Consider the following 15,301-nt stretch of genomic DNA (forward strand, 5'->3'; position numbering starts at 1 on the left):
CAGCTCGCGATGCGCCGCGCGGGCGGCGCTCGATCTCACAGGCGCTGCATATCTTGTGACAAACACCTGTCAGCCCTAAGGCGATCCCTGTGGGGGCTGGCTTGCCTGCGATGAGGCAGGGAAGGCCAGTAGGGTTATCAGCCTGTGATCGGCGCCTGTAAATGCCGGCTCGGGTAATGCTGCTCATACACCTTGCACACCCGCAGCACCTGATCATCGGCAAAGCGCCCGGCCACGACCTGAAGCCCCACCGGCAAGCCTTCGCGGGTGAACCCGCAAGGCACTGACGCTGCTGGTTGTTGGGTCAGGTTGAAGGGGTAGCTGAACGGCGTCCATTCCATCCATTGCGCCATCCCCGACCCAGGCGGCACGTTGTGCCCGGCCTCGAACGCCACCAGCGGCAGCATCGGCGAAACCAGCACGTCATAGCGCTGGTGGAAGGCGTTCATCTTCGCAATCAACTCCGCCCGCGCCTCCAGTGCTTGGGTGTACTGGCTCAGGCTGATGCGAGCCCCCTGTTCGGCAATCCAGCGCAGCCCAGGGTCAAGCAGCGCTCGCTGCTCATCGCTCAACGCACTGGCCAGCCGCGCTGCACCCGCAAACCACAGGGTATTGAACGTTTCCAGCGGGTCGCTGAAGCCGGGGTCCACTTCTTCGACCTGCGCGCCCAGCCGAGCCAGGCGCTGTACCGCTTGCGCCACCAGCGCCTCGATCTGCGGGTCGACCTGCACGTAACCAAAATTGGCACTGTAGGCGATGCGCAGACCATTCAGGTCTTGCTGCTGGCCCAGCCACGGAGCCTGTCGTGGCGCACCAGCCAACCCGTCACGTGGATCGGGGCGGGCGACACAGTCGAGCATCAGCACCGCGTCGTCCACCGTGCGCGTCATCGGCCCCAGGTGCGACAGTACGGTCATGGCACTGGCCGGCCATTGCGGCACATAGCCAAACGTTGGCTTGATGCCGAAGGTGCCGGTAAAGGCGCAGGGTATGCGGATGGAGCCCCCGGCATCGCTGCCCTGGTGCAGTACGCCCAGGTTCAAGGCGGCAGCGGCGGCGGCACCACCCGACGAGCCACCGGCAGTCAGCCGTGTGTTCCAGGGGTTACGGGTGATGCCGTACAGCGGGTTGTCGGTTACGCCCTTCCAGCCGAACTCGGGGGTAGTGGTCTTGCCCACCAGGACTGCACCGGCCTCACGCATGAAGGCGCTGAACGGGGCATCGACCTCCCATGGCCCGGCCGCGGAGGTGGTGCAGGACCCTTTGCGGGTAGGCATGCCACGGGTCAGGGTCAGGTCCTTGATCGAGGCGGGTAGGCCATCGAGCCGGCCGCAAGGCTCGCCCCGTTGCCAGCGTTGTTCGCTGGCCCGGGCAGCGGCACGGGCGCCTTCGCCGTCGACGTGGCAATAGGCGTTGACCGCCGGGTTGTGCTGGTCGATGCGCGCCAGCACATCGTCGACCACCTCCACAGGCGACAACTGGCGGCGCTGGTACAGTTCGAGCAGTTCGGCAGCGGTGAACTCGCCAATCGCGGTTTTCTGAGGCATTTCAGCGGGCTCCTGGGTTGGCGGCCTGGAACATGGCGCGCAGCAATACGTCGCAACCATCTGCCAGGTCCTGCGGCGCGGCATTTTCGATTTCGTTGTGGCTGATGCCGCCTTCGCACGGTACGAATATCATCCCGGCCGGGCCCAGCTCGGCGAGGAAAATCGCATCGTGGCCGGCACCACTGACAATATCCATGTGGCTCAGGCCCAGCGCACGCGCCCCTTGGCGCACGGCATCCACGCACTGCTCGGCGAAGTACAACGGCGGGAAGTCGGCCGTCGGGGTGAGCTGCCAGGCAAGGCCGTGTGCCGTTGCGCTGGTTTCGATGGCCGTGCGCACTTCACTGACCATGGCAGCGAGGTGCCCAGGGTCGAGGTGGCGCAGGTCGATGGTCATGTGCACCTGGCCGGGGATGACGTTGCGCGAGCCCGGGTGCAGGGTCAGGCAGCCTACCGTGCCGCAGGCATGCGGCTGGTGGGCGTGGGCAACACGGTTGACCGCAGCCACGACCTCGGCGGCACCGACCAGCGCATCCTTGCGCAAGTGCATGGGGGTGGGGCCTGCATGTGCTTCTACACCGGTCAGCACCAGGTCGAACCATTTCTGCCCCAGGCAGCCCTGGACCACGCCGATGGTCGTGCGCTGGTCTTCCAGTATCGGGCCTTGCTCGATGTGCGCTTCGAAGTAGGCACCCACGGCATGCCCGGTAGGTACGCGCGGGCCGGCATAGCCGATGCGCTGCAGCTCGGCCCCCACCGACAGGCCCTGGTCATCGACCTTGTCCAGGGTCTGCTGCAGGTCGAACTTACCGGCGAATACCCCGGAACCCATCATGCACGGTGGAAAGCGCGAGCCTTCTTCATTGGTCCACACCACCACCTCCAGCGGCGCTTCGGTGGTCAGCTTCAAGTCGTTGAGGGTACGCATGACTTCGAGGCCGGCCATGACCCCGTAGCAGCCATCGAACTTGCCACCGGTGGGCTGGGTGTCGATGTGGCTGCCGGTCATGACAGGCGGCAGGGCCGGGTTGCGGCCGGGGCGGCGGGCAAAAATGTTGCCGATGGCGTCGACGCTGACGGTGCAGCCGGCTTCTTCGCACCAGCGTACGAACAGGTCGCGGGCCTGGCGGTCGAGGTCGGTCAGGGCCAGGCGGCACACACCGCCCTTGGCGGTGGCGCCGAGCCGGGCCAGGTCCATCAGCGATTGCCAGAGGCGTTCGCGGCTGACCAGCGGGCCCTGGGCAAGCAGGTGCTGCGGGGGATCGATGCGGGTGTTCATGGTTCATCTCTCCTGAAAGTATCGGGTTGCTGGTACCGGCCTCTTCGCGGGCTTGCCCGCTCCCACAGGTCCTGCGTAGTCCTTAGAAGAGGCCGGTACAGAAAAGCAGGTCTGGGTCAGGCACTCAGGGCCAGATAACGGTTCTTGATACTCGGGTCCTCACGGAACTGCGCTGCGCTGCCCTGGTAGGCAACCCGACCCTGCTCCAGCACGTAGTGGCGGTCTGCAAGGGCATCGCAGACCATCAGGTTCTGCTCCACCAGCAGGATCGACAGCCCTTCGTCCTTGATGCGCCGCAGAATCTTCACCAGCTCGTCGACAATCACCGGCGCCAGGCCTTCAGTCGGTTCATCGAGGATCAGCAGCTTGGGCCCGTTGAGCAGGGCGCGGGCGATGGCCAGCATCTGCTGCTCGCCACCGGACAGCGCGAAGCCACCGTTACGGCGCCGCTCCTTCAGCCGCGGAAACATGCTGTACACGTCCTCCAGCTGCCAGCGGCTGGTCTTGCGCACGGCGATCTTCAGGTTCTCCTCGACACTGAGCTGGCGGAAAATGCCGCGGTGCTCTGGCACCAGGGCAATGCCCAGCCGGGCAATGTCGAAGATTTCACGGCCGACCAACTGTTGGCCGTTGAAGCTGATCTGCCCCTGCCGAGGGCGAACGATGCCAAGAATGCTGCGCAAGGTGGTGGTCTTGCCGGCACCGTTGCGCCCAAGCAGTGTGACCAGTTCGCCAGCCTCGACCTTGAGCGAGACGCCTTCGAGCACATGGCTCTTGTCGTAGTAGGAATGGATCGAATCGACGTTGAGCATCAGGCGGCCTCACCAAGGTAGGCAGTGCGCACGCGTTCGTCGTTGCGCACCTGTTCAGGGGTACCCTCGACCAGGATCTGGCCGTGGCTCATTACCGTGATGCGCTGGCTGATCGACATGACGATGCTCATGTTGTGCTCGATCAACAGCACGGTATGGTCACGGCCCAGGTCGCTGATCAGGTCGGTCATGACCGGGATGTCATCAATGCCCATGCCCGAGGTGGGTTCGTCGAGCATCAGCAGGGTAGGCTTGGCGCAGATGGACATGCCCACTTCCAGCACCCGTTGCTGGCCGTGCGAAAGCTCGCCGGCGAGGGTGTTGGCGCGGCCAGTCAGCTGCAGGCGCTCCAGTACCTGGTCGGCGGTGTCCCAGTGGCTGCGCTTGTGCTCGACGCTACGCCAGAAGTTCAGCGCGCCCAGGCCATCGCGGCCCTGGGCCGCCAGGCGCAGGTTCTCGCGTACCGACAGGTTCTGGAACAGGCTGGTGAGCTGAAACGAACGCGCCATGCCCAGTGCCACACGGCCGTGGGACGGCTTGCGGACGATGTCCTGGCCATTGAACAGGATCTTGCCGGCGGTGGCCTGGCGCTCACCGGTCAGGCAGTGGAACAGGCTGGTCTTGCCGGCGCCGTTGGGCCCGATAACGGTGTGAATAGTGCCGGCGCGCACGTTGAGGTCCACGCCCGCGACCGCCTTGAACGGCCCGTATGCCAACTCCAGCTGGCGGGTTTGCAGGAGGTAGTCGCTCATCACAAGGTCTCCTTGGTCTTGGCCTGGGGTTTGTCGTGGGGGGCACGGCTAGCCAGCAGGCGCTTGGCCAGTTCGGCCAGGCCGCCCCACAGGCCACCGCGCATGAACACCACGACCAGGATCAGGATCACCCCCAGCAGCATCAGCCAGCGTGGCCACAGTTCGGACAGCACATCGCCCAACAGCACGATGGCACCGGCCCCCAGCAGCGAGCCGAACAGCGAGCCGGTACCGCCGACGATGGTCATGATCAGAATGTTCTCGCTCATCATCAGGTCGATGTTCGACAGCGGCGCAAAATGCAGCAGCATGGCGTACAGCGCCCCGGCAATCCCGGTGATGGCGCCCGACAGCATGAACACCAGGATCTTGAAATGGCGGGTGTCATAGCCGATGGCAGCAGCGCGGGTCTCGTTCTCGCGGATGGCCAGCAGGGTGCTGCCGAACGGCGAGCGAATGACCCGCAGGGCGCCGGCGAAGATCAGCAGGAACAGCACGGCGACAAACACATAGAAGTGCCGCGGGTCGGCCAGGTCGACCAGCACATGGCCGGCGATCTCGATGTTCGGCCGAGGTACGTCGAGCAGGCCGTTGTCGCCGCCGGTCCAGCCACTGAGGGTATAGGCCAGGAAGTAGGCCATCTGGCTGAAGGCCAAGGTCAGCATGACGAAGTAGATGCCCGTGCGGCGTATGGCCAGGGCGCCCACCAGCAGCGCGAGGAAGGCGCCGAATACAGCGGCGCCAAGCAGCGCGGCGAACATGCCCCACTGCAGGTGGATCATCAGCAATGCCGCGCCATAGGCGCCCACACCAAAGAAGATGCCTTGGCCGAACGACAGCAGGCCGGTGTAGCCCAGCAACAGGTTGCAGGCCAGCGCGGCCAGGGCAAAGATCAGGATTTCAGTGGCCAGGGTGGCCGATGGCAGCAGCAACGGCAGCGCCACCAGGCTGACGACTACCAGCAACAGCAGTGCCGGGGCACGGCCCCTGGCGACTGGCAAAGGGTTTTTTTCACTCATCTCAGGCTCTCCCGAACAGGCCATACGGACGCACCAGGATCACCGCCGCCATGGCGCCGTAGATCATCAGGCTGGCGCCTTGTGGCCACAGGCTGGTCATCATGCTTTGCACCACACCCACCAACAGGCCGCCGACCAGCGCACCGCCAAACGAGCCCATGCCGCCGATCACCACCACCACGAAGGCGATGCCGAGGATTTCCGGGCCGACGAAGGGCTGGGCACCGCGCAGCGGCGCGAACAGCACACCGGCCACGCCGGCCAGGCCTACGCCCAGGGCGAATGTCAGGGAGAACAGGCGGAAGATATTGGTACCCAGCAGCGACACGGTTTCGGTGCTCTCGCTGCCGGCCCGCACCAGGGCGCCGAAGCGGGTGCGCTCCAGTAGCAGCCACAGGCCAACGCCGATCAGTGCGGCAAAACCGATCAGGAACAGGCGGTAGTACGGGTAGATGAAGTCACCCAGGATCAACACCCCGCGCAGCTCGGGCGGCACGGCGATGTTCTTGCCCACCGGGCCCCAGATCAGCACCGAGGCTTCCTGGATGATCAGGGCGATGCCAAGGGTAACGAGGATCTGGAAGGTGTGTGGCAGGTGATAGATGCGTTTGATCAGCAGGCGCTCGACCGCCCAGGCCAGGGCGGCCACCACCAGGGGCGCGATCAGCAGCGCCAGCCAGAAGCTGCCGGTGATGGCCACGGCGGTGTAGCACAGGTAGGCGCCAAGCAGAAAGAACGCACCATGGGCGAAGTTGACGAAGTTGAGCAAGCCGAAAATGATCGTCAGGCCTACGGCGATGAGGAAGTAGATCATCCCCAGGCCCAGGCCGTTGAGCAGTTGGAACAGGTACAAATCGAGCATGAGCGTGCCCTCGACAGCGCGCGGCGCGGCTGCCTGTACGAGTGTGAGTGACTAACGCCGCGGCTTCAGGCCAGGGCGCAACCGGTGTGGTCGGGCTCGACGAACGAGCGGCCCGAGCTGATGACTTCGGCCAGGTCGTCTTCGTCGCGCATCTGCCCTTGGGGCTTGCCGCGCAGCAGGTAGTAATCCTTGAGCACCTGGTGGTCGCCCGGGCGGATCAGCTCGTCGCCGGTCGGCCCCTGGAAACGCATGCCCTGCAGTGCTGCAGAGACGGCGGCCCCGTCCAGGCTGCCGGCCTTGACGATGGCTTCGAGCATGACCTTGGTGCCGATGTAGTCGGCGGCCAGCGGGTAGTTGGGGTTGATGCCGTAGGCCTTGCGGGTGGCGGCAACCAGTTGCTGGTTCAGCGGCGTATCCACCTGGTGCCAGTACTGCGCGCCCAGGTACACGCCTTCGAGCACGTCGCTGCCCAGTTCCTGGAACTGGTCGAGGCCGGCTGACCACACCATCAGCACTTTCATGCGGTCCTTGATGCCGAAGTTGACCGCCTGGCGCAGCGCGTTGGAGGCCTGGCTGCCGAAGTTGAGCAGCACCAGCACGTCGGGTTTGGCCGCGATGGCATTGGTGAGGTAACCCGAGAATTCCTGCTCTTGCAGCGAGTGATAGCTGTTGCCGATATGTTCCACGCCCTGCTCGGCGAAGACTTTGCGGGCGTTGTCCAGCAGCGCGTCGCCGAACACGTATTGCGGGGTGATGGTGTACCAGCGCTTGGCCTGCGGGAGTTGGCGAATCATCGGCACCAGGGTTTCGCGGATGGCGCCGTAGGTCGGCACCGACCAGCGGAAGGTCGAGGCGTTGCAGTCCTTGCCGGTGATTTCGTCGGCGCCCACCGGGGTCATGAACACGCCACCGGCCTTGTGTATTTCCTTGGAAACCGCCAGCGCCGAAGACGACAAGGTGCAGCCCTGGAAGAAGCGGGCGCCATCCTGGCCAATGGCTTCCTGTACCTTGCGCACGGCCTTACCGGCGTTGCCTTCGGTGTCGATGACTTTGTACTTGAGCGGGTGCCCCAGCAACTGCGGGTATTCGGCGATGGCCAGGCGCGAGCCCATGTCGGCGTACTTGCCGTAGCTGGCGAAGGCACCCGACATGGACTTGAGCCCATAGAAGGTCAACGGTTGATCGGCGAATGCCCGGTGTGCTCCCAAGGGGAGGCTACCGAAGGCACCCAGGGCAAGGCCTGCCTTGAGCAGGGTACGTCTTTGCATGGGTAACTCCTTGGTTGTGGTTATTAGGCAGGAGTGGCAATGACAAAGCGGGTACGGCCGGGCCTGTGAGCAGGCCTCTTTCCAGGCGGATCAGTGGTGGTGGTTGAACTCCAGCAGGAAGTGGCGGGCGACCTCGCCCTCCAGTGCGGTCATGTGGTGTTCGGCGTCGCACATGTGCTCGTGCATCAGCCGGCGTACGCTGGGCTCGTCACTGGCGCGCAGGGCGCTCAGCAGTTGTTTGTGGTAGTCGATGTTGGCTGCGGCGAACTGCTGGCGCTTGGGCAGGTAGGCCTTTTTCAGCACCACCAGGTCGCGCAGCAGGTCGTTGAGGAACACCGCCATGAAGCGCAGCAACGGGTTGGGGCAGCGGTGGGCCAGCAGGGTGTGGAACTCCAGCTCCGCCAGGCGCTGTTCGCGCTGGCCCTCTTCGCTGTCTTCCGGCGCACTGCAGAAATCGATGTTGGCCTCAAGCGCGGCATAGTCCGCTTCGCTCAGCTGGCCCATTACCGACACTGCCAACTCGACCTCGATGACTTTGCGCAGCTGGTACACCTGCTCGCCGTCCAGGTGCTGAAAGTGCAGGTAGTTGCGCAGCGCTCGGCTGGCGGGCTCGGTGCCGACCTCGGCCAGGTAGGCACCACCGGCAGGGCCGGTGCGGGTGCTGACCAGGCCTTCGACCTCAAGAGCCTTGAGTGCCTCGCGGGCAGTGCCCTTGGAGCACTCGAAGTGTTCCATCAGTTCACGCTCGGTGGGCAGGCGGTCGCCGGGGTGCAGCGCTTCGGTGACGATCGAGCGCTTGACCGATTCGACGATCACATCCGACAGCTTTTGGCGCTTGCGTTTGGGTTTGAGCATTTCGCTATTTTTCATATTTATGCGGATAAATAGGATTTAGCGAATTTTGCCGAGGTCGGTCAATGCTGGAGGTGGGGGAGGGGTCGTATTTGGTGTGAAAGCGTCGGGGAGGGATATGTGAAGAGGTGTATGGACTGCAGACCCTGTGGGTGCGGGTAAACCTGCTCCCACAGGGCTCTTTGTTCAGCCTTGGCGGCCAGGACCTTGCTGCAGGTGGGCCTGGCTGCAATACCACTCGTTGCCCTGCTGCAGCGCCCGATCATTGGGCAGGTGCACGCCGCAATGTGCGCAGCGCACCATCGTCAGTGGCGCATCGAGCTTGGCTTCGGGGCGCGACTGCTGGCTGATTTTGAATTTGCGCCACAGCCAGAACGCGGCGGCGATCAGGGCGATCCAGAAAAGTAGGCGAACCATGGTGTCCAGCTTGTTGATGGAAGAAGCCGACAGTCTAGGATGCAGCCGACAAAAAAGGGAGGCCCGAGGGCTAATGCCAGTCAGTTAAGCGTTACTGGGGCTGCTTTGCAGCCCTTCGCGGGCACGCCCGCTCCCACACGTTTGGCGCTGAACTCAAGAAATGCGCAATGCCCTGTGGGAGCGGGCGTGCCCGCGAAGGGTCGCAAAGCGGCCGCAAATTACTTAACTGACGGGTATTGGCCCAAGGCCTCCCTTTCATTTACCGCGGTCGGTCAATCGAACAGACCAAAGGTCATGTAGCTGAACCAGGAGCGGTCTTTCTCGGCCTCTTTCGGGCCCTCGGGCACGATCGGGTTGCCGTTTTCATCCTTGGGCAGCAGCTCTTGCGGCATCTCGTCGCGCGCGTCCTGGAACTGCTTGACCACGTCCTGGTTGGCGCGGGTTTCACCCGGCGGCAGCGGCGTGTCGGTCTCGATCAGGCCCAGGGTGGCCTTGGACAGCCAGCCGCGGCCGTCAGACTCGGTCTGCTTGGGCTGGAACTCGCCATCGACCAGGCTTGGGTGGTCTGGGTAGTTGAGCTTGAGGGTTTCCAGGCTGGTGGCGGCCAGTTCGTCCAGGTGCATCTTTTGGTATGACTCGACCATTACCGCCAGGCCGTCGCCGACCGAGGGGGTTTCCTGGAAGTTCTCGACTACGTAGCGGCCACGGTTGGCGGCAGCCACGTAAGCCTGGCGGCTCAGGTAGTAGTCGGCCACGTGGATTTCGTACGACGCCAGCAGGTTGCGCAGGTAGATCATGCGCTGCTTGGCATCGGGCGCGTAGCGGCTGTTGGGGAAGCGGCTGGTCAGCTGGGCGAACTCGTTGTACGAGTCGCGGGCAGCACCCGGGTCACGCTTGGTCATGTCCAGCGGCAGGAAGCGCGCCAGCAGGCCACGGTCCTGGTCGAACGAGGTCAGGCCCTTGAGGTAGTAGGCGTAGTCCACGTTCGGGTGCTGCGGGTGCAGGCGAATGAAGCGCTCGGCAGCCGACTTGGCAGCCTCGGGCTCGGCGTTCTTGTAGTTGGCGTAGATCAGCTCGAGCTGCGCCTGGTCGGCATAACGGCCGAACGGGTAGCGCGACTCCAGGGCCTTGAGCTTGTTCACGGCGCTGGTGTAGCTGGAGTTGTCCAGATCAGCCTGGGCCTGCTGGTACAGCTCGGCCTCGCTGAGGTTCTCGTCGATGACTTCCTTATTCGAGGAACAGGCCGCGGTGAGCCCAAGGATGGCGATCAGCAGCAGGTGTTTCACTTGCATGGCGGCTTGCGTCCCTTTGACGGCCGCTGTTTTGGGCGGTGCCGTCCTGTTATGATGAGCGCCCCGGCCAACCCCGGGACAAAAGAAGCCGTATTTAACCACAAGCTCGCAGCCGAAACCAAAGGCTGTGCGCCCGCCGAATCGAGCATGTCCGAGATCATTCAACTTAGCGCAGAGGTCCCGTCCGAATTGGGCGGCCAACGCCTCGACCAGGTCGCCGCCCAATTGTTCGCCGAGTACTCGCGTTCGCGGCTAACTTCGTGGATCAAAGAGGGCCGCCTGACGGTCGATGGTGCCGTCGTGCGCCCTCGCGACCTCGTTCACGGTGGCTCCCAGCTTGCCCTGCAGGCCGAACAGGAAGCCCAGGGTGAGTGGGTAGCAGAAGATATCGAACTGGATATCGTCTACGAAGACGACCACATCATGGTCATCAACAAGCCCGCCGGGCTGGTCGTGCACCCGGCTGCCGGGCACGCCAGCGGCACCCTGCTCAATGCGCTGCTGCACCACGTGCCAGACATCGTCAACGTACCGCGTGCCGGTATCGTTCACCGCCTGGACAAGGACACCACCGGGCTGATGGTGGTGGCCAAGACCCTGCAGGCGCAGACCAAGCTGGTCGAGCAGATGCAGGCGCGCAAGGTCAGCCGCATTTATGAGTGCATCGTCATCGGCGTGGTCACCGCCGGTGGCAAGATCGACGCCCCGATCGGTCGCCACGGCGGCATGCGCCAGCGCATGGCGGTCACCGACGGCGGCAAGCCAGCCGTCAGCCACTACCGGGTGCTCAAGCGCTTCCGCTCGCACACCCATGTACGGGTCAAGCTGGAAACCGGCCGCACCCACCAGATCCGCGTGCACATGGCCCATGTGGGCTTTCCGCTGGTCGGCGACCAGACCTACGGTGGCCGCTTCCGCATTCCGCCGGCTGCCAGCCCAACCATGGTCGAGGCAGTGAAAAGCTTCCCGCGCCAGGCGCTGCACGCGCGGTTCCTTGCCCTGGCCCACCCGATCACCGGTGAAGTCATGAAGTGGGAGTCGCCACTGCCCGACGACTTCGTCTGGTTGCTGTCGCTGCTCAACCAGGACCGTGAGAGCTTCATCGGATGAGTGACCTGGCGCAGACGCTGCTGTTTCCCGACTGGCCAGCCCCGGCCTCGGTACGCGCCTGTGTCACCACCCGTCAGGGCGGTGTGAGCCTGCCGCCCTACGCCACGTTCAACCTGGGTGACCATGTGGGGGATGACCCTGCCGCGGTTGCCGAAAACCGTCGCCGCCTGCGCGAGCAGTTCGCCATCCAGCCAGCCTGGCTCAAGCAGGTGCATGGGCTGGAGGTGGCGGATGCCAACCCGGCCGTGGTAGCCGAGGCCGATGCCAGCTGCACCAGCCAGCCCGGCATTGCCTGCACCGTGATGACGGCCGACTGCCTGCCTGTACTGTTCTGTGACCGTGCGGGCACCCGCGTGGCGGCGGCGCATGCGGGCTGGCGCGGGCTGGCGGGTGGCGTGCTGGAAGCCACCCTCGACCGCCTGGCGCTGGCGCCCCAGGAGGTGCTGGTGTGGCTGGGGCCGGCGATCGGGCCCAAGGCCTTCGAAGTGGGGCTGGAAGTGCGCGATGCCTTTACTGCCGTGCACCCTGAAGCCGCCCGGGCTTTTGTCGAGGGCGAGCGGCCAGGCAAGCTGATGGCAGACATCTACGAATTGGCGCGCATTCGCCTGGCGGCCCGTGGGGTATCGGCTGTTTATGGCGGTGGCTGGTGCACGGTCAGTGACGAGCGGTTTTTCTCCTACCGCCGTACGCCGCAGGGTGGCCGCTTCGCTTCGCTGGTGTGGTTGCAGCCGCTCTAGCCTTGATGGGCACCGCCTGCCCCAAGCGCTAATCCAACCCGTTGATCCCGGTCAACCCCGCTACGCTTGAATCTTCCAGAATCAGCCTTATCTATAAAGGCATCTCAGGCAGGTTTCTTTATAAACAGGCGCTGTCCATCGCTCCGACCTGCCCTTTAAAGGAAGGTACACCATGCGAATAGACCGTTTGACCAGCAAGCTGCAACTTGCAATATCCGATGCCCAATCCCTGGCCGTAGGCATGGACCACCCTGCCATCGAGCCCGTGCACCTCTTGCAGGCATTGCTCGAACAGCAGGGCGGCTCGATCAAGCCACTGCTGATGCAAGTGGGCTTCGATATCAATAGCCTGCGCCAGGCACTGGTGAAAGAACTCGACCAGCTGCCGAAAATCCAGAACCCCACCGGCGACGTCAACATGTCGCAGGACCTGGCGCGCCTGCTCAACCAGGCCGACCGCCTGGCCCAGCAAAAGGGCGACCAGTTCATTTCCAGCGAGCTGGTGTTGCTGGCCGCCATGGACGAGAACAGCAAGCTGGGCAAGTTGCTGCTCAGCCAGGGTGTCAGCAAAAAGGCCCTGGAAAATGCCATCAACAACCTGCGCGGTGGCGCGGCGGTGAATGACGCCAACGCCGAAGAGTCACGCCAGGCGCTGGACAAGTACACCGTCGACCTCACCAAGCGTGCCGAAGAAGGCAAGCTGGACCCGGTCATTGGCCGCGACGACGAAATCCGCCGTACGGTGCAGGTGCTGCAACGCCGTACCAAGAACAACCCGGTGCTGATCGGCGAACCTGGCGTGGGCAAGACCGCCATCGCCGAGGGCCTGGCCCAGCGCATCATCAATGGCGAAGTGCCCGACGGCCTGAAAGGCAAACGCCTGCTGGCGCTGGACATGGGCGCGCTGATTGCGGGTGCCAAGTACCGCGGTGAGTTCGAGGAGCGCCTGAAAGGGCTGCTGAACGAGCTGTCCAAGCAGGAAGGCCAGATCATTCTGTTCATCGACGAACTGCACACCATGGTTGGCGCCGGCAAGGGCGAGGGTGCCATGGACGCAGGCAACATGCTCAAGCCGGCCCTGGCCCGTGGCGAACTGCACTGCGTGGGCGCCACTACGCTGAACGAGTACCGCCAGTTCATCGAGAAAGACGCCGCCCTGGAGCGCCGCTTCCAGAAAGTGCTGGTAGAGGAACCGAGCGAAGAAGACACCATCGCCATCCTGCGTGGCCTGAAAGAACGCTACGAAGTGCACCACAAGGTGGCCATCACCGACGGTGCCATTATCGCTGCGGCCAAACTCAGCCACCGCTACATCACCGACCGTCAGTTGCCGGACAAGGCCATTGACCTGATCGACGAAGCGGCCAGCCGCATCCGCATGGAGATCGACTCCAAGCCGGAAGTGCTCGACCGCCTCGATCGCCGGCTGATCCAGTTGAAAGTGGAATCGCAGGCGCTGAAGAAGGAAGAAGACGAGGCAGCGAAGAAGCGCCTGGAGAAGCTGACCGAAGAAATCGAACGGCTGGAGCGCGAGTACTCCGACCTGGAAGAAATCTGGGCTTCGGAGAAAGCCGAAGTACAGGGCTCGGCGCAGATCCAGCAAAAGATCGAGCAGGCCCGCCAGGAGCTGGAAGCTGCCCGCCGCAAGGGCGACCTGAGCCGCATGGCCGAGCTGCAGTACGGGGTAATCCCGGACCTGGAGCGCAGCCTGCAGATGGTCGACCAGCACGGCAAGACCGAGAACCAGTTGCTGCGCAACAAGGTGACCGAGGAAGAGATTGCCGAGGTGGTGTCGAAGTGGACCGGTATTCCGGTATCCAAGATGCTGGAGGGCGAGCGCGAAAAACTGCTGAAAATGGAAGCGTTGCTGCACCAGCGCGTGATCGGGCAGGGCGAAGCGGTAACCGCGGTGGCCAACGCCGTGCGCCGCTCACGTGCCGGGTTGTCCGACCCCAACCGGCCAAGTGGTTCGTTCCTGTTCCTGGGCCCTACCGGTGTGGGCAAGACCGAGCTGTGCAAGGCACTGGCCGAGTTCCTGTTCGACACCGAAGAGGCCATGGTCCGCATCGACATGTCCGAGTTCATGGAGAAACACTCCGTGGCTCGCCTGATTGGTGCGCCACCCGGGTACGTAGGGTACGAAGAGGGCGGTTACCTGACCGAGGCGGTACGGCGCAAGCCCTACTCGGTGGTGCTGCTGGACGAGGTGGAGAAAGCTCACCCGGATGTATTCAACGTGTTGCTGCAGGTGCTGGAAGATGGCCGCCTGACCGACAGCCACGGGCGCACCGTGGACTTCCGTAATACGGTGATCGTGATGACCTCCAACCTGGGCTCGGCACAGATCCAGGAGCTGGTCGGCGATCGCGAGGCACAGCGTGCGGCAGTGATGGATGCAGTAGGGGCGCACTTCCGTCCGGAGTTCATCAACCGTATCGACGAAGTGGTGGTGTTCGAGCCGCTGGGCCGCGAGCAAATTGCCGGCATTACCGAGATACAGCTGGGCCGCCTGCGCAGCCGCCTGCTGGAGCGCGAGTTGTCGCTGAGCCTGAGCCCGGAAGCGTTGGACAAGCTGATCGCCGTGGGTTACGACCCTGTCTACGGTGCCCGCCCGCTGAAACGGGCGATCCAGCGCTGGATCGAAAACCCGCTGGCGCAATTGATCCTGGCAGGCAAGTTCATGCCGGGTACCGCGATCACTGCCAAGGTGGAAGGCGACGAAATCGTCTTTGGCTGACCTGCTTCACCATGAGCCCCGCATTTGCGGGGCTTTTTTTTGCCTGGCTGCCTGCGCTGGCCTGTTAGCGGGTCATACGTTTACCTGCAGCCTTGAAGCCTGCGCATAACCCTGGAGGAGCGGGTTCACCCGCGAAGAAGCCGGCACCGCCCCAGCAAATTCGGGCTTTCCCAGCCTGTCTGGATAACCCGCTGAAATTTTTGAAATTTTTGCTTGCATCAAAAAACGAGTGCCCCTAATATACGCCGCGTTGTCAGGCACTAAGCGAATCATCAGCAGTAACGATGGCCGCAAAACAACTTACAAATCAGTAAGTTGAATGAAAAAAAGTGGTTGACAAGCAAAACGAAGAATGTAGAATAGCCGGCCTCAGCAGCTACAACGCGAAAGCAGCGAAGCTCAAGAGTCCGAAGCGAACACGGCCTTCGGAGTAGCAAATCGGAAAGTAGTACCGAAGTTCAGTTCCGCGATAGCTCAGTCGGTAGAGCAAATGACTGTTAATCATTGGGTCCCTGGTTCGAGTCCAGGTCGCGGAGCCATCTCGGGGTGTAGCGCAGTCCGGTAGCGCGCCTGCTTTGGGAGCAGGATGTCAGGAGTTCGAATCCCCTCACCCCGAC

13 protein-coding genes and 2 tRNA genes are annotated in these 15,301 nt (G+C 63.6%); 5 read left to right on the plus strand and 10 right to left on the minus strand.

Annotated features, from left to right (window positions below; genetic code table 11):
• Positions 1-137 precede the first annotated feature (137 nt).
• The 10 genes from EGJ22_RS24230 to EGJ22_RS24275 form a co-directional block, all read right to left on the minus strand.
• Positions 138-1,547: an amidase gene (locus EGJ22_RS24230; protein WP_029887336.1), complete on the minus strand. Its 1,410-nt coding sequence runs from the start codon at positions 1,545-1,547 to the stop codon at positions 138-140.
• A gap of 1 nt (position 1,548) precedes the next feature.
• The gene (locus EGJ22_RS24235) at positions 1,549-2,826 is read right to left on the minus strand and encodes a Zn-dependent hydrolase (protein ID WP_029887335.1); all 1,278 of its coding nucleotides are present in this window, start codon (positions 2,824-2,826) and stop codon (positions 1,549-1,551) included.
• 116 nt (positions 2,827-2,942) lie between these two features.
• The gene (locus tag EGJ22_RS24240; protein ID WP_009683015.1) at positions 2,943-3,638 is read right to left on the minus strand and encodes an ABC transporter ATP-binding protein; all 696 of its coding nucleotides are present in this window, start codon (positions 3,636-3,638) and stop codon (positions 2,943-2,945) included.
• A complete protein-coding gene (locus EGJ22_RS24245) occupies positions 3,638-4,390 on the minus strand; it encodes an ABC transporter ATP-binding protein (protein ID WP_029887334.1) in 753 nt (250 codons plus the stop codon). Before EGJ22_RS24245 ends, EGJ22_RS24240 begins: the two co-directional genes overlap by 1 nt.
• Positions 4,390-5,409 (minus strand): branched-chain amino acid ABC transporter permease, encoded by a 1,020-nt coding sequence (locus EGJ22_RS24250; RefSeq protein WP_029887333.1) that lies wholly within the window; start codon positions 5,407-5,409, stop codon positions 4,390-4,392. The genes EGJ22_RS24245 and EGJ22_RS24250 overlap by 1 nt, the downstream gene beginning before the upstream one ends.
• A 1-nt stretch (position 5,410) precedes the next feature.
• A complete protein-coding gene (locus EGJ22_RS24255; RefSeq protein WP_029887332.1) occupies positions 5,411-6,271 on the minus strand; it encodes a branched-chain amino acid ABC transporter permease in 861 nt (286 codons plus the stop codon).
• 65 nt (positions 6,272-6,336) lie between these two features.
• A complete protein-coding gene (locus tag EGJ22_RS24260) occupies positions 6,337-7,539 on the minus strand; it encodes an ABC transporter substrate-binding protein (protein WP_029887331.1) in 1,203 nt (400 codons plus the stop codon).
• A gap of 90 nt (positions 7,540-7,629) precedes the next feature.
• On the minus strand, positions 7,630-8,394 hold the full coding sequence (locus tag EGJ22_RS24265; RefSeq protein ID WP_029887330.1) for a FadR/GntR family transcriptional regulator: 765 nt from the start codon (positions 8,392-8,394) through the stop codon (positions 7,630-7,632).
• A 183-nt stretch (positions 8,395-8,577) separates the two neighbouring features.
• On the minus strand, positions 8,578-8,808 hold the full coding sequence (locus tag EGJ22_RS24270; RefSeq protein ID WP_029887329.1) for a PP0621 family protein: 231 nt from the start codon (positions 8,806-8,808) through the stop codon (positions 8,578-8,580).
• Between the two features lie 272 nt (positions 8,809-9,080).
• Complete coding sequence (locus EGJ22_RS24275; RefSeq protein WP_029887579.1) at positions 9,081-10,100, minus strand: outer membrane protein assembly factor BamD; 1,020 nt, start codon at positions 10,098-10,100, stop codon at positions 9,081-9,083.
• Positions 10,101-10,247: 147 nt separating this feature from the next.
• Between EGJ22_RS24275 and rluD the strand changes: the two genes are divergently transcribed.
• From rluD to EGJ22_RS24300, 5 genes are all read left to right on the plus strand, one after another.
• The gene (gene rluD, locus EGJ22_RS24280) at positions 10,248-11,210 is read left to right on the plus strand and encodes a 23S rRNA pseudouridine(1911/1915/1917) synthase RluD (RefSeq protein ID WP_009683007.1); all 963 of its coding nucleotides are present in this window, start codon (positions 10,248-10,250) and stop codon (positions 11,208-11,210) included.
• Positions 11,207-11,947 (plus strand): peptidoglycan editing factor PgeF, encoded by a 741-nt coding sequence (gene pgeF / locus EGJ22_RS24285; RefSeq protein WP_009683006.1) that lies wholly within the window; start codon positions 11,207-11,209, stop codon positions 11,945-11,947. The genes rluD and pgeF overlap by 4 nt, the downstream gene beginning before the upstream one ends.
• Before the next feature lie 172 nt (positions 11,948-12,119).
• Positions 12,120-14,684: an ATP-dependent chaperone ClpB gene (gene clpB, locus EGJ22_RS24290; protein ID WP_009683005.1), complete on the plus strand. Its 2,565-nt coding sequence runs from the start codon at positions 12,120-12,122 to the stop codon at positions 14,682-14,684.
• A 463-nt stretch (positions 14,685-15,147) separates the two neighbouring features.
• A tRNA-Asn gene (locus EGJ22_RS24295) sits at positions 15,148-15,223 on the plus strand.
• A 3-nt stretch (positions 15,224-15,226) separates the two neighbouring features.
• Positions 15,227-15,300, plus strand: a tRNA-Pro gene (locus EGJ22_RS24300).
• Position 15,301 lies beyond the last annotated feature (1 nt).

Origin of the sequence: Pseudomonas sp. p99-361 (assembly GCF_003935475.1) — a bacterium.
GTDB lineage: Bacteria > Pseudomonadota > Gammaproteobacteria > Pseudomonadales > Pseudomonadaceae > Aquipseudomonas > Aquipseudomonas juntendi.